This is a genomic window from Streptomyces sp. NPDC048424, from assembly GCF_040651555.1.
Lineage (GTDB): Bacteria > Actinomycetota > Actinomycetes > Streptomycetales > Streptomycetaceae > Streptomyces.
This window is the reverse complement of the sequence record NZ_JBEZKE010000013.1, coordinates 191,613-208,880: the sequence shown is the minus strand read 5'-3', so window position 1 is coordinate 208,880 and position 17,268 is coordinate 191,613. Positions and strand designations below refer to the sequence as shown.

Here is a 17,268-nt window from a genome sequence, read left to right as displayed (position 1 = left end):
CGCCAGTTGGCCCGGCGGGGTGAGGGGATCTAGGCCTCCTCGGCCAGCTCCAGCCAGCGCATCTCCAAATCGTCGCGGTCCGCGAGCAGTTCGCGCAGCTCCGCGTCGAGCTTGGCCACCTTGTCGTAGTCGGTGGAGTTCTCGGCGATCTGGGCGTGCAGGTTGCCCTCGCGGTCGGCGAGCTTGTTCAGCTGCCGCTCGATCTTCTGGAGTTCCTTCTTCGCGGCCCGGGAGTCCACCGAGGCGGCGGTCTTCGCCGCCGCGGCGGCGGTGGCCGGGACGGCCGCCGGGGCGGCCGCCTCGATCATCCTCCGGCGGCGCTCCAGGTACTCGTCCAGGCCGCGCGGCAGCATCCGCAGGCTCGCGTCGCCGAGCAGCGCCATCACCGTGTCGGTGGTGCGCTCGATGAAGAACCGGTCGTGGGAGATCACGATCATCGAGCCGGGCCAGCCGTCGAGGAGGTCCTCCAGCTGGGTCAGGGTCTCGATGTCGAGGTCGTTGGTGGGCTCGTCGAGGAAGAGGACGTTGGGCTCGTCCATCAGCAGGCGCAGGATCTGCAGCCGGCGCCGCTCGCCACCGGAGAGGTCGCCGACCGGCGTCCACTGCTTCTCCTTGGTGAAGCCGAACTGCTCGCACAACTGGCCCGCCGTCATCTCGCGGCCCTTGCCGAGGTCGACGCGGTCACGGACGCGCTGCACGGCCTCCAGGACCCGCAGGGACGGGTCGAGTTCGCCGACCTCCTGCGAGAGGTAGGCCAGCTTGACGGTCTTGCCGACGGTGATCTTGCCGGCGGCGGGCTGGACGTCGCCCTGGGTGCGGGCGGCTTCGGCGAGCGCGCGCAGCAGGGAGGTCTTGCCGGCGCCGTTGACGCCGACGAGGCCGACGCGGTCGCCGGGGCCCAGGTGCCAGGTGAGGTGCTTGAGCAGTTCCTTGGGGCCGGCGTGCACGGCGACGTCCTCGAGGTCGAAGACCGTCTTGCCGAGGCGGGCGTTGGCGAACCGCATCAGCTCGGACTTGTCGCGCGGCGGCGGCACGTCGGCGATGAGCTCGTTGGCGGCCTCGATGCGGTAGCGGGGCTTGGAGGTCCGGGCGGGGGCGCCGCGGCGCAGCCAGGCCAGCTCCTTGCGCATCAGGTTCTGCCGCTTGGACTCCTCGGTGGCGGCGATGCGGTCGCGCTCGGCGCGGGCGAAGACGTAGTCGCTGTAGCCGCCCTCGTACTCGTGCACGTCGCCGCGCTGCACGTCCCACATGCGGGTGCAGACCTGGTCGAGGAACCAGCGGTCGTGGGTGACGCAGACGAGCGCGGAGCGGCGCTCCTGGAGGTGCTGGGCCAGCCAGGAGATGCCCTCGACGTCGAGGTGGTTGGTGGGCTCGTCGAGGATCAGGAGGTCCTGGTCGGCGATGAGCAGCTTGGCGAGGGCGATGCGGCGGCGCTCGCCGCCGGAGAGCGGGCCGATGACGGTGTCGAGTCCCTGGCCGAAGCCGGGCAGGTCGAGGCCGCCGAAGAGTCCGGTGAGCACGTCGCGGATCTTGGCGTTGCCGGCCCACTCGTGGTCGGCCATGTCCCGGATGATCTCGTGGCGGATGGTGGCCTTGGGATCGAGGGAGTCGTGCTGGGTGAGGACGCCCATGCGCAGGCCACCGGACTGGGTGACCCGGCCGGTGTCGGGCTCCTCCAGCTTGGCGAGCATGCGGATGAGGGTGGTCTTGCCGTCGCCGTTGCGGCCGACCACGCCGATCCGGTCCCCCTCGGACACGCCGAGGGAGATGCTGTCCAGCAGGGTACGTGTGCCGTACACCTTGCTGACTGCCTCGACATTGACCAGATTGACGGCCATCAGACGCGCTCCAGGTGGGGTACCCCCGGACGGACTCTGGGGGAGGGTGTGGATCAGCTGCCCAGCCTAACGCTCCGCGCCGGGGCTGACCGTTCCACGAGCAGGGCGCCCGCGAGGGCCATCCCGATGGCGACCGGAGCGGTGACCGGGAAGGCGATCAGGGTGGCGCTGTGCCCGTCGAGCAGACCGCCGAGTCCGGTCATGGACAGGCCCAGGATGCCGAGCAGGCACAGGGTGATGCCGAGGGCGGCGAGGAGGCCGCCGGCGCCGCCCGCCGTGCCGGTGCGCGACTCGGCCGGGGCGGCGGGAGCAGCCGGGGCGGCCTCGAAGCGGCGGAACAGCGCGACGAAGCCGGCCGTCAGCGCCGACGCGGTCAGGATCCGTACGGGGACCTGCGCCCACCAGGCGGCGCCGGCCGGGGCCGGCAGGTCCAGGCCGAGGGCGAGCTGGGCCCCGTACACGCCGAGCATGGCGGTGAGGTGCCACAGGAAGGCGGTCATGGCGACGCCGTTGGCGGCGACCACCCCGCGCCAGACGCGGGGCCGGTCCAGCCAGGCGGCGGCGGGCCGGGCGAGCAGCTGGACGGCGCCGACGAGCCACATGCCGTGCGCGAGCAGGGCGAGGGTGGGCGGCGCCATGTTGGACACCTTCTCGCCGGGCATCCCGACCATGGACAGCGGGTACGGGCCGTACGCCACCAGGAGGACGGCCCCGGCCAGACCCGCGGCGGCGAGGAGGGCGGGCCGGCGGATCCGGCCGTCGGCGCGCAGGAAGCCGAGCTGGTGGACGGCGAGCCAGACGAGGGCGAAGTTCAGGAACTCGACGTAGGGCACGCCGAAGGCGAAGCGCAGTACGTCGACCAGCGCGGCCGACCCGGCCAGCGCGGCGAAGGCGGTCCAGCCGTGGCGCTCGTGCAGCTTCAGCAGGGGCGGGGTGAAGGCGACCATCGCCAGGTAGATGCCGATGAACCACAGCGGCTGGGTGACCATCCGCAGCGCGGCCCCGGTCAGCCGGCCGCCGCCGTGCCCGGCGAGCTGCACGGCGAGCGCGGCGGCGGCCCACACCAGGACGAAGACGAGGGTCGGGCGCAACAGCCGCCGGAGCCTGGCCCGGAGGAAGGCGGCGTAGACGGAGGCCGCGGGGTCGCTGCGGCGGGCCAGGGAGCGGTAGGACAGGGCGTGCGAGAACCCGCCGACGAAGAAGAACACCGGCATGACCTGCAGCCCCCAGGTGAGCACCTGGAGGCCGGGCACGAGGGCGAGCAGGTTCCCTATCCCGTCGCCGCTTACGGCGGCCATCAGCCAGTGCCCGGCGATGACGGTGCCGAGCGAGGCGGCGCGCAGCAGGTCGACGTACCGGTCCCGGCCGGGCGGGGTGGCGAGGGCGAGGTCGCGTGCGCTGGCTGTCATGGGACCACGGTCGCCCGCGCGGGCCGCCTCCCGACAGGGTGCGGATACTCAATTCCCGCCTGGGTACCGGGGCTCCGCCCCAGACCCCTTACGGCGCTCCGCGCCCGCGCCTCAAACGCCGGCGGGGCTTCAAGACCGGGGTCAGGACGGCAGGACCGTGGCGCCCGGGGCCGGCGAGCTCGCCACACGCGTGGCACGGCACGTGCCCGACGCCTCCAGCGCCGCGGCCACCTTCTCGGCCGACTCCCGGTCCGCGACCAGGAAGGCCGTCGTGGGGCCCGACCCGGAGACCAGCGCGGCCAGCGCCCCGGCTCCGGTGCCCGCCGACAGCGTGTCCGCCAAGGACGGCCGGAGGGAAAGCGCCGCAGCCTGGAGGTCATTGGCCAGCGCAGCGCCCAGCGCGTCCGGATCGCCCGAGGCCAGGGCCGCGAGAAGCGCCGGGGAGGCTTCGGGGGCCGGGACCTCCCGCTCGGCGGTGAGCCGGTCGAACTCGCGGAACACCGCCGGGGTGGACAGCCCCCCGTCGGCCACCGCGAACACCCAGTGGAACGCCCCCGCGGCCACCGGGGTCAGCAGCTCACCGCGGCCCGTGCCGAGCGCGGCCCCGCCGACGAGGCTGAAGGGGACGTCGCTGCCGAGCTCCGCGCAGATGTCGAGGAGTTCCGCGCGCGGGGTGTCCAGACCCCACAGGGTGTCGCAGGCCAGCAGGGCCGCCGCGCCGTCCGCGCTGCCGCCCGCCATGCCGCCCGCCACCGGGATGTTCTTCGCGATGTGGAGGTGGACGGCGGGCTCGATGCCGTGGCGGGCCGCGAGGATCTCGGCCGCCCGTGCCGCGAGGTTGGTGCGGTCCAGCGGGACCTGGTCGGCGTCGGGGCCCTCGCAGGTCACCGTCAGTGTGTCGGCCGGGGTGGCCGTGACCTCGTCGAACAGGGAGACGGCGAGGAAGACGTTGGCCAGGTCGTGGAAGCCGTCGGGCCGGGCCGCGCCCACCGCCAGCTGCACGTTGACCTTCGCGGGGACCCGTACGGTCACACCCGTCGTGCGCGCGCTCACAGTGCGGGCCTCTCCATCGCGGGCTTGTGCTCGGCGATCGCGGCGAACTCCTCGACCGTCAGGGACTCGCCGCGCGCCTGCGGCGAGATGCCGGCGGCGACCAGCGCGGCCTCCGCGCCCGCCGCCGAGCCGGCCCAGCCGGCCAGCGCGGCGCGCAGCGTCTTGCGGCGCTGCGCGAACGCGGCGTCGACGACCGCGAAGACCTCGGCCTTCGTGGCGGTGGTCTTGATCGGTTCGGTGCGCCGCACCAGCGAGACGAGACCGGAGTCGACGTTCGGGGCGGGCCAGAAGACCTTGCGGCCGATGGCGCCGGCGCGCTTGACGTGCGCGTACCAGTTGGCTTTGACGGAGGGGACCCCGTAGACCTTGTTGCCCGGCTCTGCGGCCAGCCGGTCGGCGACCTCCGCCTGCACCATCACCAGGGTCCGCTCGATGGTGGGGAAACGGTCGAGCATGGTCAGCAGGACGGGCACGGCCACGTTGTACGGCAGGTTCGCGACGAGCGCGGTCGGAGCCGGACCGGGCAGTTCCGTCACGAGCATCGCGTCGGAGTGGACCAGCGCGAAGCGGTCCTTCTTCGCCGGCATGCGGGCCTCGATGGTGGCGGGCAGCGCGGCCGCCAGGATGTCGTCGATCTCGACGGCGACGACCCGGTCGGCGGCCTCCAGCAGCGCGAGCGTCAGCGAGCCCAGCCCCGGGCCGACCTCGACGACCACGTCGTCCGGGCGGACCTCGGCGGTCCGCACGATCCGGCGGACCGTGTTGGCGTCGATGACGAAGTTCTGCCCCTTCTGCTTCGTCGGGCGTACGCCGAGGGCTGCGGCCAGCTCCCGGATGTCGGCCGGCCCGAGGAGGGCGTCGGGCGTGCCGGGGGTGCTGGAGGAGGGGTTCTCGGGCTGCTGCTCTGCGGTGCTCACCGGTAAAGCCTACGGCCGCAGTGGGGCCAGGGGCTCGCCCCCCGCTGCACGTAGAGCTTCTTGGCCCGGTAGGTCTGTTCCGTGCCCGAGGCGTCCTGGGGGCGGCCGCTGCCGCCGAGGCCCTGCCAGGTGCGGACGTCGAACTGGTAGAGGCCGCCGTACGTTCCCGAGGCGTCGGTGGCGGAGGGGCGGCCGCCGGACTCGCACTGGGCGAGGGCCGCCCAGTTGAGGCCGTCGGCGCCGGCGACGGAGCTGGGCAGCGGTTTGGTGCCGACCTTGACGAGCTGGGTGACGGGCTCGCGGACGACCTCGTCGGCGATGGCGCGGGGAGTCTGGCGGACCCCGTTGACCGTGCGGAGGGTGTAGGTGACCCGGCGCGCCCCGGGCCGGCCGGCGCGTTCGACGACCTCGGTGCCGGCGAACAGGTCGGGGTCGTTGACCTTCTCGGTCTCGAACGGGATGCGCTCCTCGCGGACCTCCCGGGTGCCGGTGATGCGGAGCACGGTCACGGTCTGGCCGTCGCGCGGGAACGCGGTGGCGGGTACGGAGGTGGTGTCCTGGCCCTGGAGGGTGATGCCGGCCTGGTCGAGGGCCTCCTGGACAGTGGCGGCGTTGGTGCGGATGGTGCGTTCGCGGCCGTCGGCCATGAAGGTGACGCTGCGTTCGGTGCGGACGCTCAGGGCGAGGCCGGCGCGCGGGACGGGCGCGGTACGGGGGGCGGAGAGGTAGGCGCCTTCGGCGCGGATGCCGAACTGGCGCAGCGCGCCCTCGACGGTGCGGGCGGTGGTCCACACCTGGCGCTGCTGCCCGTCGAGGGTCAGGCGCAGGGGGCGGCCGTAGCGGACGACGATCTCCTCGCCGTCTTCGAGGGGTTCGCCGGGGGCGGGGGCGACGAGGTCGTGCGGCCCGACGCCGAGGCCCTCGGCGGCGAGCAGTTCCTCGACGTCGTCGGCGAAGGTGTGCAGGTTCCGCGGGACTCCGTCCACGGTGAGCCGTACGGACTTGTCGGCGGCGACGAACGCGGTCGTGCCGCCGGCGAGGAAGGCGACGACCAGGGCCTGCGGAACGATCCGCCGCCAGTTCCCGCCGGGTGCGGCGGGGGCCCCGCGGGCGGCGCGGCGGCGGCCGGTGCCGGGCGGCGCGGCCGGGGCCTCGGCGGGCACGCCGCGGCCGCGGGCGCGCCGGCCCGTCCCGGGGACCGCCGGGGCGGCGGGGGCGGGGGCCACGGCGGCGCCGGCCGGACTCACGGCCCGGCGGCGGCCCGAGCCGGGGGCGGCCAGGGTGTCGGCCTCGGAGAGCCTGGCCCGTTCGGCGAGCTCGGCCAGCTCCTCCAGCGCGGCCAGCCCGGCCAGTTCGGCGAATTCGGCCGGCGTCCCGGAGCCGTGGAGGCCGGGACCGGGGGCGGTGTCCGCGGCCCGGCGGCGGCGCCCCGCCCGCCGGCTGCCGGGGCGGGGGGCGGGGACCCCGGGGTCGGGGTCCCGGAGCGTGTCCCCGGGATCCCCCGTACCGGCCGTCCAGACCTGGGGCTCGGCCCCGTACACCTCGGGGACGGGACCGCCACGGCGGTGACTGCCCTGCGTATCGCTCACGACGCTCGCTCCACTGGTGATCCGGCACCCCGGTTCGGGCACGGCACCCTAGCGGAGGAGTCGTCACGCTCCAAAGTCGGACGGACACCCAGCGTGTCGAACGGGAGGGGGCGGGAGGCCGGTGGATCACCGGTGGATCGCTCGTGGACGGGCGGTTTCAGTAGGCGAAGGCGCGTGCCGTGTTGGCGGCCAGCGCGGTGGCCATCGCGTCCTCGTCGATGCCGCGGACCGCGGCCATCGCCCGTACCGTCAGCGGAATGAGGTACGGCGCGTTGGGCCGTCCGCGGTAGGGCGCCGGGGTCAGGTAGGGCGCGTCCGTCTCGACGAGTACGAGCTCCAGCGGGGCCACGGCCAGCGCCTCGCGCAGCGGCGCGGCGTTCTTGAAGGTGACGGTCCCGGCGAAGGACATGTAGTACCCGGCGGCGGCGCACTCGCGGGCCATGTCGGCGTCCCCGGAGTAGCAGTGGAAGACGGTCCGTTCCGGGGCGCCCTCCTCGCGCAGGACGCGCAGCACGTCGGCGTGGGCGTCGCGGTCGTGGATGACCAGCGCCTTGCCCTGCCGCTTGGCGATCTCGATGTGGGCGCGGAAGGAGCGCTCCTGCGCGGCCATCCCCTCCGGCCCGGTGCGGAAGTAGTCCAGACCGGTCTCGCCGACCGCCTTGACGTGGTCGAGGGCGGCCAGCGCCTCGATCTCGGCCAGCGCCTCGTCGAGCGCGCCCTCGCCGCCGCCGGCCCGGGCGCCCTGCCGCGACCAGCCGTCAGGATTCCCCAGCACGATCCGGGGGGCTTCGTTCGGGTGAAGGGCGACGGCCGCGTGGACGTTCTCGTACGCGGCGGCGGTCTCGGCGGCCCACCGGGAGCCCTTCACGTCGCAGCCCACCTGGACGACGGTGCTCACGCCGACCGAGGCGGCCTTCGCGAGCCCCTCCTCGACGGTGCCCGCCTGCATGTCGAGGTGGGTGTGCGAGTCGGCCACCGCCACCCGGAGGGGTTCGGGCAGCGGGGGCAGGGCGTCCTTGGAGGTGGAGGAAGGGCTCATACGGCCGATCTTATGACCGGCGGAAGACGCCCATCAGGCGGGAGAGCCAGCCCCGGCGCTCCTGGGCCTGGTCGACGGCGACGGGTCCGGGTGAGTCGTGCGCGCCCTTGCGGGGCTTCGGGGTCCGGGGGACGTTCGCCCCGGCCGGCACCGGTCCGGCGATCCCGGGGGCGATGCGGTGGTGGTAGAGGTGGTCGATCATGCCGAGCACCGAGGAGACCTGGCCCGCGCGCATGATCCGTACGACGTGTCCGCCGCAGTTCATGCAGGTCGGGTTGGACAGCGGGGAGGGCACCCGCTCGCCGTTGACCGTGTACATGATGAACGGCTCGCCCCTGCCGTCGATGTGGTGCTCGATGGCGTACGCCTGCTCCCAGGCGTACCCGCACCTCATGCAGGCGAAGGAGTAGGCCTCGTGCACGGTCTGTACGTCGGGGCGGGAGACGGCGGCAGGGACTGCGGTGGGTACCGCGGCGGGGACGGGTACCGGGGTGTCAGCGATCTCACTCATGCCAGCTCCTCTTGTTCCACTGGTGCCACTGCCAGTGGACGCCTCTTCGGGCGGGAGCGCATCAGGCCCTGTCCAGTGTTGGACGGTCTTTGGGCGAGTCCATGCCCAAAGCGCCCGGTGCCCGGTCTGAGCTTTGCTTTTCAGGTTAGCTCTTTACCGACTTACGGCATCTTCTGTGCCGCATTCTTTGCCGCGACCACCGCGTCGAACACCTCGCGCTTGGGTACCCCGGCCTCGGCCGCGACCGCCGCGATGGCCTCCTTGCGCCGCTCCCCCGCCTCCTCGCGCACCTGCACCCGGCGCACCAGCTCCTCGGCGTCCACGTCGCCGGGTCCGGCGGCCGGGGCGCCCTCCACGACGACGGTGATCTCCCCGCGCACCCCTTCGGCGGCCCAGGCCGCGAGCTCGCCGAGCCCGCCGCGCTTGACCTCCTCGTACGTCTTCGTCAGCTCGCGGCAGACCGCGGCCCGCCGCTCGGCGCCGAAGACCTCGGCCATCGCGGCGAGGGTGTCGTCGAGCCGGTGCGGGGCCTCGAAGTAGACGAGGGTGCGCCGCTCGGCCTCGACCTCGCGCAGCCGGCCGAGGCGCTCGCCGGCCTTGCGCGGCAGGAACCCCTCGAAGCAGAACCGGTCCACGGGCAGCCCGGACAGGGCGAGCGCGGTGAGCACCGCGGACGGCCCGGGGACGGCGGTGACCCGGATGTCCTTCTCCACGGCGGCGGCGACCAGCCGGTAGCCGGGGTCGGAGACCGAGGGCATGCCGGCGTCGGTCACGAGCAGGACGCGCGCACCGCCGGCCAGGGCCTCGACCAGCTCGGGGGTGCGCGCCGACTCGTTGCCCTCGAAGTACGACAGGACGCGCCCGGTGGTGTGGACGCCGAGGCCCTGGGTCAGCCGGCGCAGCCGCCGGGTGTCCTCGGCGGCGATCACGTCGGCCCGTTCCAGCTCGGCCGCGAGGCGCGGCGGGGCGTCGGCGAGGTCGCCGATGGGGGTTCCGGCGAGGACGAGCGTGCCCGTCAGGCCTTCGGCCGCGGCGGCATGGGGGGTGGGCTGGGTACCGCGGGGCTGGTCGTTTGTCACCCGCCCATCCTCTCAGTCCCGCGCCCCGCCGCCCCCCGTCAGGCCCCGGCCACTGGGGCGCACACAGTTCTCTTCCCTACGATGTGCCGGTGACCAGTACCGCGACGCCGTCGCCCAGCCCCGCGGGGGCCCCTGCCGCCTCGCCGGCGGGGCGCGAAGAAGAGCCGCCCACCTGGCTGCGCCGGCTGCGCGGCTTCGGCTACGTGCCGGCCGCCGCCGCGTCGCCGCGCGCGGACGTCCGCACCCGGCTGGTGCCCCCGTACGCCAAGCCGTCCCGACAGCTGTGGCTGACCTTCGGTCTGCCGCCAGAGGTGTGGGGGACCTGGCAGCGCATCGTCGGGTGGGCGGGGCCGCTGCTGGTGGCGCTGGTCGCCGGGGTGCTGCGGTTCGTGCACCTGGGCAGCCCGAAGGCGGTGATATTCGACGAGACGTACTACGCCAAGGACGCGTGGGCCACGGTCCGGCAGGGCTACGAGGCGAGCTGGCCCAAGGACATCGACTCGTCGATCCTCGCCAACCCGGACGGGGTCGCGCTGCCGGTGGACCCGGGCTACGTGGTGCACCCGCCGGTGGGCAAGTGGGTCATCGGGCTCGGCGAGTGGATGTTCGGCTTCACCCCGTTCGGCTGGCGGTTCATGACCGCCGTGCTCGGCACCCTGTCGGTGCTGATGCTGTGCCGGATCGGGCGGCGCCTCTTCCGTTCGACGTTCCTGGGCTGTCTGGCGGGCGCACTGCTCGCGGTGGACGGCCTGCACCTGGTGATGAGCCGCACCGCGCTGCTGGACCTGGTGCTGATGTTCTTCGTGCTCGCCGCGTTCGGGGCGCTGCTCATCGACCGGGACCGGGCCCGGCTCAGACTCGCGGACGCGCTGCCCGTCGATCCGGAGGGCCGGACCCGGCCCGACATGAAGATCGCCGAGACGCTGCGGCTGGGCTGGCGGCCGTACCGGATCCTGGCCGGGGTCTGCCTGGGCCTGGCCGCGGGCACGAAGTGGAACGGCTTCGTCGTTCTGGCCTTCTTCGGGGTCCTGACCGTGCTGTGGGACGCGGCCGCGCGCCGCACCGCGGGCGCGGGGGCCCCGTACGCGGCGATGATGCGGCGCGACGCGCTGCCCGCGTTCGTCTCCACGGTGCCGGTCGCGATCGTGACGTACGTGGCCTCGTGGTCGGGCTGGATCTTCAGCCCGGACAACGGCAAGGGCGGCTATCTGCGCGACTGGGCGGCCAAGAACGACCAGCACAGCGCGCTGTCGTTCCTGCCGGAGTGGCTGCGCAGCCTGTGGCACTACGAGACCGAGGTCTACAAGTTCCACGTCGGGCTGACCTCGGGACACACCTACGAGTCGAACCCGTGGAGCTGGCTGGTCCTGGGCCGGCCCGTCTCCTATTTCTACGAGTCCCCCGCGCCCGGCACCGACGGCTGCCCGGCGACCGAGGCGGGCAAGTGCGCCCGCGAGGTGCTGGCGCTGGGCACCCCGCTGCTGTGGTGGGCGGGCTGCTTCGCGCTGCTGTACGTGCTGTGGCGGTGGTTCTTCCGCCGTGACTGGCGGGCGGGTGCGATCGCGTGCGCGGTGGCCGCGGGTCTGCTGCCCTGGTTCAACTACCAGGAGCGGACGATCTTCTACTTCTACGCGGTGGTCTTCGTCCCGTACCTGTGCCTGGCGGTGGCGATGATGATCGGCGCCCTGCTGGGCCCGGCGGGCTCGTCCGAGCGCCGGCGCGCCCTGGGCGCGATCGGGGCGGGGGTGCTGGTCCTGCTGATCGTGTGGAACTTCATCTACTTCTGGCCGATCTACACGGGCCAGACGCTCCCGATGGACTCCTGGCGCGGCCGCATGTGGCTGGACACCTGGGTCTAGCAGCCAAAACGACGGGCCCGGCACCTCATGGTGCCGGGCCCGTCGTGGTTGTCAGTGGTGGTCGCTGGCCGTCGTGGGCTGCCCCCCGACGGCCCACAGACGGCTCAAGACCTCCGTCAGGCTCAAAGCCCCGACCGTGGGTACGTTGGTGTGGGAGGGGTGCGCAACCCACTAGAAGATCCATCCGGCGAATCAGTGGTTAATCCACTACGGGTAGAGGCGCCGCCGGCGTGGAGCGAACGACCTGCTCTTCGACACCGCTATTGCTAGCGGGCAAATGTCTCACTCCCTGTGGAGGGAAATATGACTAACTCTGCGGGTTTTTCAAGCTCATCGGTAACCGCCCAGTCGTGGGAACCCTATTTCGAGGACGGCCGCGAGACTGGGGAGATTCATTGGCTCGTCAAGGCGGAGGAGGGCCAGATGTCGGGGCTGTGGAGGATCGGCCCCGCGGAGGGTGCGGAGTTCCCCTACAAGCCGGCGGCCACGGACACGTTCCACGTGATCGAGGGTGAGGCCGAGCTGGAGACCCCGGACGGCGAGAAGATCGAGCTCATTGCCGGGGGCATCTATTCCTTCCCTGCCGGATTCACGGGCACCTGGAGAACCCTGTCGCCGTTCATGAAGTTCTTCGTCGTGGGCTGAGAACAGGTGCTGGACGCAGCGTGATACTTGCGTCGGCGTACCCCCAGGAGATGAACCGAGAAGACACGATTTTCAGGCAGAGCGTGGCGCGCGATCGGCTGCCGCCCATTCCCGGATAGTGGCTCGCGAGTCAGGCCGGACGAGGTAAGGGAGCAGATCGTGGGGACGTCAGATTCTGAAGTGGATGTCGTGATCGTAGGCGGCGGTTTCGCCGGCGTGACGGCCGCGCGTGAATTGTCGGCGCGCGGACGCCGGGCGGTGCTGGTCGAGGCGCGAGACCGTCTGGGCGGTCGGACGTACACGAAGGACCACGACGGGCATCCGATGGAGTTCGGCGGCACGTGGGTCCACCCTCTGCAGCCGCACGTGTGGTCGGAGGTCGACCGGTACGCGGTCGAGACGGAGACGTTCCCGGTGCTGGAGGGGCTGCGGCAGGCGGTCGTCTCCGACGGCCGCGTCGTGGACCTGTCCGACGAGGATGTCGAGCGGGCGCTGGAGGCGTTCGACGAGTTCTGCGCCCCGGGCATGAGCCTGTTCCCGGAGCCGTTCCTGGAAACGGTGAGTTCGGACCCGGACGGCCTAGGCGGGCGGTCGATGCGTGACCTGCTCGACTCCTTCAAGGCCGAGCCGGTGCTGCATGACTGGGTGGAGGGGATGTGCTGCCTGGTCGCGTTCGGTCCCCTCGAGAAGGCCGGTGCCTCCGAGATCTTCCGGTGCCATGCGTTGGCCGGGTACAGCGCGGCGCAGACCATGGCCTCCCTGTCGCAGACGAAGCTGGTCAAGGGGACACGCGAGCTGATCAACTCCATTGCCGGGCAGGCCACCCTGGCCGACATCCGCCTCAACTCGCCCGTGCGGCGTGTCACACAGACCGACGGCGGTGTACGGGTCGAGCTGGAGAGCGGCGAGACCGTCAGCGCGCCGACCGCGCTGATCGCGCTGCCCATGAACGTACTGAACAGCGTGGAGTTCGAGCCCGGCCTGTCCGAGATCAAGCGGACCGCGTCGGCCGACCGGCACGCGGGTGCCGGCAGGAAGTGCTTCGTCCGCGTCAAGGGCGACATCGGCAACGTCAGCATCGTGGCCCCCGAGGCCCAGGCGGTGAACTTCGTGGTCACCTACACCCACGACTCGGAAGGCTCGTGGCTGATCGTGTTCTCCGCCAACCCGGACAAGCTGCAGATGAGCCAGTTTGACGACGTCCAGGGCATGCAGACAGCGCTGCAGCCGCTCCTGCCGGGTGTCGAGGTGGAGAGCATCGTCGGCTGGGACTGGGCCGGCGACCCGCTCGCGCTCGGCACCTGGTGCATCTTCAGGCCGGGGCAGCTGGCGAAGGTGCTGCCGGATCTGCGCACCACCGAGGGCCGGCTGTTCTTCGCGGGCGCCGACTCGGCGACCGTGTGGCGCGGTTTCATCGACGGGGCGATCGAGAGCGGCTACCGCTCCGCCCGCGACATCGACAACTACCTGACCAGCTGATCACCGGCGGCGGCGCCTGCTTCGGGCGCCGCCGCCGTGATCTGGCTACGGGTCCTCGGTGACGGTCAGGGCGGAGGGGGCGAGCACCCACAGCAGGGCCCGGCCGGTGAGTGGCGTGGTGGCGATGAGGGAAAGATAGACCTCGGCCACCGATCCGTCACCCCGCAGGACGTCGAGGTCACCGGACAGCCGTGACAAAAGGAGCAGGGCGACGTCGACGACGAGCCATGAGGCCAGGTTGGCGCCGATCCACCATACCCAGCGCCTGGTGACCTTGCGCAGTACGAGTGACTGCGACAGGCCGAGCAGGGGACCCAGCGCCAGGCTCTGGCTGGCGGCCAGGAGATAGGCCATGGACACGTCCTGGTCCGAGTTCTGGGCGCCGATCACCGCAGGCATGATCACCAGCAGCCAGGCCAGCAACGCCGGGCCGATGTTGGACGTCACCCACGCCTTGCGGGGAATGGCGGCCACCCGCTCCCGCACGACCAGCCACTGAAGCGTGCCGAGGACACCCCCGAACAGCACGGCTCCCAGGGTCGCGATCACCAGGGCGACCAGCACGTGACCACTGGCAAGTCTCAGGTGCAGCACGTCACTGCCCAGCAGTGCCAGCGCGACACCCACGCTCAGGACGATGACGAACGCGATCGAGTTGTACGCGATCCAGCGCCAGTACAGGCGGACCTCCCACCCACTCGACGCCGGCACCTCACGGGCTGAACCAGAAGCGGTCATCACCCACTCCTACCGTGTCACCGGCCGCCCGCGGCGCAGACCCACTGGTCAGCCCGCACGGCAAGGATTTCAGGTGTCGCTTGGCAACGTCAGAGACGCCGATCTACACGGTCCAGACCTTGCCCATGGACTCCTGGCGCGGCCGCATGTGGCTGGACACCTGGGTCTAGCAGCCAAAACGACGGGCCCGGCACCTGATGGCGCCGGGCCCGTCGTCGTTGCTCGTCGGTGCTACTTCGGGGCCACCTGGCAGGCGTTGGCCGCGTCCTCCTTGGAGACGCCGGCCTCGGTGAGGCTGGCGCTACAGCTGGTCTGGTTGCCGATCTGACCCTCGTAGCAGGCCTGCACGACATCACTCGTGATCTGCACGTTCTTCTTCGCGAGGGACTGCTCGCAGGCCTTCATGTCCGCGTGGGCGGCCGGGGCGGTGAAGACGGCGCCGCCGACGGCGAGGACGAGGCCGGCGAGGATGCCGGGGATACGGGCGGACGGACGCATGCGCTGCACCTGCTCTCTCGGTCGGTCGCGCGATCGGCGGGTGCGCCGGACCACGGGCGGGGGCGGCGGCGCGGAGCGGGCACGCGCAGGGGCGACCGTACTCGTCGCGGCGGTCACCCTCGCCCTTTCGACGCTAGAGCACGGCCCCGGGGCGCGCACTTCAGGTCAGGAGGGCCGCGATCCGGTCCGCGCTCCAGTGGCCGGCCGCGCCGGGGCACCGGGCGAGGTAGTCGGCGACGGAGCGGGCGTTCCAGGCCCCGGACTCCAGCAGTCCGGCCGCCAGGTGCGTGACGTACGCGGCGGCCGGGCTGACCCACTCCACCTCGTGCATCGCCCAGGGCGCGGTGAAGGTCAGCACCGGGATGCCGTCCAGGGCGCCGGCGCAGATCAGCGTCTCGTACCGGCCGGGTCCCAGCTCGTCGCGTCCGGTGCGCAGCACGTGCGTGAGGTAGACGTCCGCGCCGGCGCCGGGCTCCCGGTACATCTCCTGGGCGGCGATGTCGGAGAACTGCTGGGCGGTGACCAGGTGGGCCCGTCCGCGGATGCGGCCCGGCGCCGTCGGGTCGTAGAACCCGCGGCCGCCCGTCCACACGAGGGACTCGGTGGCGAAGTACAGGCTTCCGGGCAGTTCCACGGCCACCGAGCGGGCCGGCGCGCGGGGGTCGCGGCATCCGGGCTGGCGGCGGGCACCGCCCGCGGGGGTGCCCCCGGCCAGGTAGCAGGCCAGCCGGCCCCGGTGCATGTTCGAGCCGTAGGAGGTGTACCAGATCCGCTCGGGAGGCGGTCCGCCGGTGCGGAGCGCCTCCACTGCCATGAGCCTCTTCGTGGTCATCAGTTCGTACAACGGTCTTCGCAGTCGCGATGTTCCGGTCCGGTAACAACGCCCGGAACGATCCGCTCCGCAGCGTAAGGTCCACACCAAGGGCTCTTTGAACATGTTCAGAGAGCCGTGGCTCCTGGGGAGGGGACGCAGTGAACGGGGCAGCGAAGGGTGCCATCGTCGGCGGGGTGTTCCTCGCGATGCTCGGCGGCGCCGGGTACGGGGTGTACGCCCTGGTCGGGGACAGCGGCGAGGGGAAGGACGGCGACACGTCCGTCCAGGCCGAGAAGGGCAGCGGCCCCGTCGGCGCGAAGGAGACCGCCGCGACCGCAAAGGCCTTCCTGGCCGCGTGGGCCGCCGGGGACGAGCGGGTGGCCGCCGAGCTGACGAACAACGCCGCGGCCGCGCAGACCGCCGTCGGCGACTTCAAGACCAAGGCGTACGTCTCCAAGGCCGTGATCACCCCCGGCCCGCCGAACGGCACCACCGTCCCCTTCAAGGTCGAGGCCGAGATCACGTACGAGGGCACCACCAAGCCGCTCGCCTACGACTCCCAGCTGACGGTGGTGCGCGGGCTGACCAGTGGGAAGCCGCTGGTCGACTGGCAGCCGTCGGTGATCCACCCGCAGCTCCAGAAGGACGAGAAGCTGCGCGCGGGCGCGGCCGCGAACCCGCCGGTCAAGGCCGTCGACCGCAACGGCGAGGAGCTGACCCCGGAGAAGTACCCCTCCCTGCGGCAGATCCTCGACGAGCTGCGCCAGAACTACGGCGCCAAGACGGGCGGCAGGGCGGGCGCGGAGGTGTGGATCGAGCCGGCCCTCAAGGAGTCCCCCAAGCGGACCCTGCTGACCCTGGTCGAGGGCGAGCCGAGCACCCTCAAGACGTACCTGGACGCGAAGGTGCAGGCGGCGGCCGAGCAGGCGGTGGCCAAGTACCCGGAGGCCTCGGTGGTCGCCGTCCAGCCGAGCAACGGGCACATCCTGGCCGTCGCCAACCACCGCACCGACGGCTTCAACGCGGCGATGCGGGGTGCCAGGGCTCCCGGCTCCACGATGAAGATCGTGACGGCGGCCATGCTGATCGACCGCGGGCTGGTCGCGGCCGACAAGCCGGCGCAGTGCACGAAGGACGTGGTCTGGGGCGGCCGCACCTTCCACAACCTGGACAACTTCGACCTGCCGGGCGCGAACTTCGCGACGAGCTTCGCCAAGTCCTGCAACACGGCCTTCATCAAGCCGGTCGCGCAGGTGCGCGACGACGCCGCGCTCTCGAAGGAGGCCAACCAGGTCTTCGGCATCGACCTGGACTGGAAGACGGGCATCCAGTCCGTCGACGGCACGGTCCCGACGGCGACGGGCGCGGAGGAAGCCGCCGGTTACATCGGGCAGGGCAAGATCACCATGAACCCGCTGAACATCGCGTCCGTCACCGCGACCGCGCGCACCGGCGTGTTCCGCCAGCCGCTGCTGGTCTCGCCGGAGCTGGACGGCCGGAAGATCGCGACGGCGGAGCGGCGGATGAAGCCCTCGGTGCAGCAGCAGCTGGTCTCGATGATGCGGCAGACGGCGACCGCCGGCACCGCCGAGAAGGTCATGCGGTCGGTCGGCGGCGACAAGGGCGCGAAGACGGGCTCGGCGGAGGTCGACGGCGCCGGCAACCCGGACAGCTGGTTCACGGGCTACAGCGGCGACGTGGCCGCGGCCGCGATGGTCGAGGGCGGCGGCCACGGCGGCGATGCGGCGGGTCCGATCGTCGCGCAGGTCCTGAAGGCGGGCTGACCCGCATCGGCCGGGC

15 protein-coding genes are annotated in these 17,268 nt (G+C 72.3%); 4 read left to right on the top strand and 11 right to left on the bottom strand.

Translation table 11 applies throughout. The features are described 5' to 3' along the window. Nucleotides 1-29: 29 nt before the first annotated feature. The 8 genes from AB0D29_RS20650 to rsmI all read right to left on the bottom strand — a co-directional run bounded on the left by AB0D29_RS20650 (nucleotide 30) and on the right by rsmI (nucleotide 9,375). Entirely contained in the window at nucleotides 30-1,838 is a 1,809-nt protein-coding gene (locus AB0D29_RS20650; protein ID WP_362855930.1) for an ABC-F family ATP-binding cassette domain-containing protein, read from the bottom strand. 53 nt (nucleotides 1,839-1,891) lie between these two features. Beyond that, nucleotides 1,892-3,247 (bottom strand): acyltransferase family protein, encoded by a 1,356-nt coding sequence (locus tag AB0D29_RS20645; protein ID WP_362855928.1) that lies wholly within the window; start codon nucleotides 3,245-3,247, stop codon nucleotides 1,892-1,894. A 141-nt stretch (nucleotides 3,248-3,388) separates the two neighbouring features. Next, nucleotides 3,389-4,300: a 4-(cytidine 5'-diphospho)-2-C-methyl-D-erythritol kinase gene (locus AB0D29_RS20640; RefSeq protein WP_362855926.1), complete on the bottom strand. Its 912-nt coding sequence runs from the start codon at nucleotides 4,298-4,300 to the stop codon at nucleotides 3,389-3,391. Continuing rightward, the gene (gene rsmA / locus AB0D29_RS20635) at nucleotides 4,297-5,217 is read right to left on the bottom strand and encodes a 16S rRNA (adenine(1518)-N(6)/adenine(1519)-N(6))-dimethyltransferase RsmA (protein WP_362855924.1); all 921 of its coding nucleotides are present in this window, start codon (nucleotides 5,215-5,217) and stop codon (nucleotides 4,297-4,299) included. The genes AB0D29_RS20640 and rsmA overlap by 4 nt, the downstream gene beginning before the upstream one ends. After that, nucleotides 5,214-6,806, bottom strand: a complete 1,593-nt coding sequence (locus tag AB0D29_RS20630; protein WP_362855923.1) for a ubiquitin-like domain-containing protein — start codon at nucleotides 6,804-6,806, stop codon at nucleotides 5,214-5,216. The genes rsmA and AB0D29_RS20630 overlap by 4 nt, the downstream gene beginning before the upstream one ends. Before the next feature lie 157 nt (nucleotides 6,807-6,963). Further along, a complete protein-coding gene (locus tag AB0D29_RS20625; protein ID WP_362855922.1) occupies nucleotides 6,964-7,845 on the bottom strand; it encodes a TatD family hydrolase in 882 nt (293 codons plus the stop codon). 10 nt (nucleotides 7,846-7,855) lie between these two features. Beyond that, nucleotides 7,856-8,239: a hypothetical protein gene (locus AB0D29_RS20620; protein ID WP_362855989.1), complete on the bottom strand. Its 384-nt coding sequence runs from the start codon at nucleotides 8,237-8,239 to the stop codon at nucleotides 7,856-7,858. Between the two features lie 278 nt (nucleotides 8,240-8,517). After that, nucleotides 8,518-9,375 carry a 16S rRNA (cytidine(1402)-2'-O)-methyltransferase gene (gene rsmI / locus AB0D29_RS20615; RefSeq protein ID WP_362855987.1) on the bottom strand — a complete coding sequence of 286 codons (858 nt, stop codon included), beginning with the start codon at nucleotides 9,373-9,375 and terminating at the stop codon, nucleotides 8,518-8,520. 236 nt (nucleotides 9,376-9,611) lie between these two features. Between rsmI and AB0D29_RS20610 the strand changes: the two genes are divergently transcribed. From AB0D29_RS20610 to AB0D29_RS20600, 3 genes are all read left to right on the top strand, one after another. Beyond that, entirely contained in the window at nucleotides 9,612-11,294 is a 1,683-nt protein-coding gene (locus AB0D29_RS20610; RefSeq protein ID WP_362855985.1) for a phospholipid carrier-dependent glycosyltransferase, read from the top strand. 423 nt (nucleotides 11,295-11,717) lie between these two features. Continuing rightward, nucleotides 11,718-11,939 (top strand): cupin domain-containing protein, encoded by a 222-nt coding sequence (locus AB0D29_RS20605; RefSeq protein ID WP_362855921.1) that lies wholly within the window; start codon nucleotides 11,718-11,720, stop codon nucleotides 11,937-11,939. A 189-nt stretch (nucleotides 11,940-12,128) separates the two neighbouring features. Further along, nucleotides 12,129-13,418 (top strand): NAD(P)/FAD-dependent oxidoreductase, encoded by a 1,290-nt coding sequence (locus AB0D29_RS20600; protein WP_362855920.1) that lies wholly within the window; start codon nucleotides 12,129-12,131, stop codon nucleotides 13,416-13,418. Between the two features lie 45 nt (nucleotides 13,419-13,463). Here AB0D29_RS20600 and AB0D29_RS20595 read toward each other — a convergent pair whose 3' ends face one another. The 3 genes from AB0D29_RS20595 to AB0D29_RS20585 all read right to left on the bottom strand — a co-directional run bounded on the left by AB0D29_RS20595 (nucleotide 13,464) and on the right by AB0D29_RS20585 (nucleotide 15,486). Continuing rightward, nucleotides 13,464-14,156 (bottom strand): hypothetical protein, encoded by a 693-nt coding sequence (locus AB0D29_RS20595; RefSeq protein ID WP_362855919.1) that lies wholly within the window; start codon nucleotides 14,154-14,156, stop codon nucleotides 13,464-13,466. 231 nt (nucleotides 14,157-14,387) lie between these two features. Further along, entirely contained in the window at nucleotides 14,388-14,654 is a 267-nt protein-coding gene (locus tag AB0D29_RS20590; protein ID WP_362855918.1) for a hypothetical protein, read from the bottom strand. 160 nt (nucleotides 14,655-14,814) lie between these two features. After that, complete coding sequence (locus AB0D29_RS20585; RefSeq protein WP_362855916.1) at nucleotides 14,815-15,486, bottom strand: histone deacetylase; 672 nt, start codon at nucleotides 15,484-15,486, stop codon at nucleotides 14,815-14,817. Nucleotides 15,487-15,626: 140 nt separating this feature from the next. Here AB0D29_RS20585 and AB0D29_RS20580 point away from each other — a divergent pair, with 140 nt between their 5' ends. After that, nucleotides 15,627-17,252: a penicillin-binding transpeptidase domain-containing protein gene (locus AB0D29_RS20580; protein WP_362855915.1), complete on the top strand. Its 1,626-nt coding sequence runs from the start codon at nucleotides 15,627-15,629 to the stop codon at nucleotides 17,250-17,252. Nucleotides 17,253-17,268 lie beyond the last annotated feature (16 nt).

What these genes read in the sequence shown, in the direction of transcription:
- AB0D29_RS20585 (WP_362855916.1), bottom strand. Translation starts at nt 15,486, where the DNA reads ATGACCACGAAGAGGCTCATGGCAGTGGAGGCGCTCCGCACCGGCGGA.
- AB0D29_RS20590 (WP_362855918.1), bottom strand. Translation starts at nt 14,654, where the DNA reads ATGCGTCCGTCCGCCCGTATCCCCGGCATCCTCGCCGGCCTCGTCCTC.
- AB0D29_RS20625 (WP_362855922.1), bottom strand. Translation starts at nt 7,845, where the DNA reads ATGAGCCCTTCCTCCACCTCCAAGGACGCCCTGCCCCCGCTGCCCGAA.
- AB0D29_RS20605 (WP_362855921.1), top strand. Translation starts at nt 11,718, where the DNA reads ATGTCGGGGCTGTGGAGGATCGGCCCCGCGGAGGGTGCGGAGTTCCCC.
- AB0D29_RS20595 (WP_362855919.1), bottom strand. Translation starts at nt 14,156, where the DNA reads ATGACCGCTTCTGGTTCAGCCCGTGAGGTGCCGGCGTCGAGTGGGTGG.
- AB0D29_RS20650 (WP_362855930.1), bottom strand. Translation starts at nt 1,838, where the DNA reads ATGGCCGTCAATCTGGTCAATGTCGAGGCAGTCAGCAAGGTGTACGGC.
- AB0D29_RS20645 (WP_362855928.1), bottom strand. Translation starts at nt 3,247, where the DNA reads ATGACAGCCAGCGCACGCGACCTCGCCCTCGCCACCCCGCCCGGCCGG.
- AB0D29_RS20620 (WP_362855989.1), bottom strand. Translation starts at nt 8,239, where the DNA reads ATGAGGTGCGGGTACGCCTGGGAGCAGGCGTACGCCATCGAGCACCAC.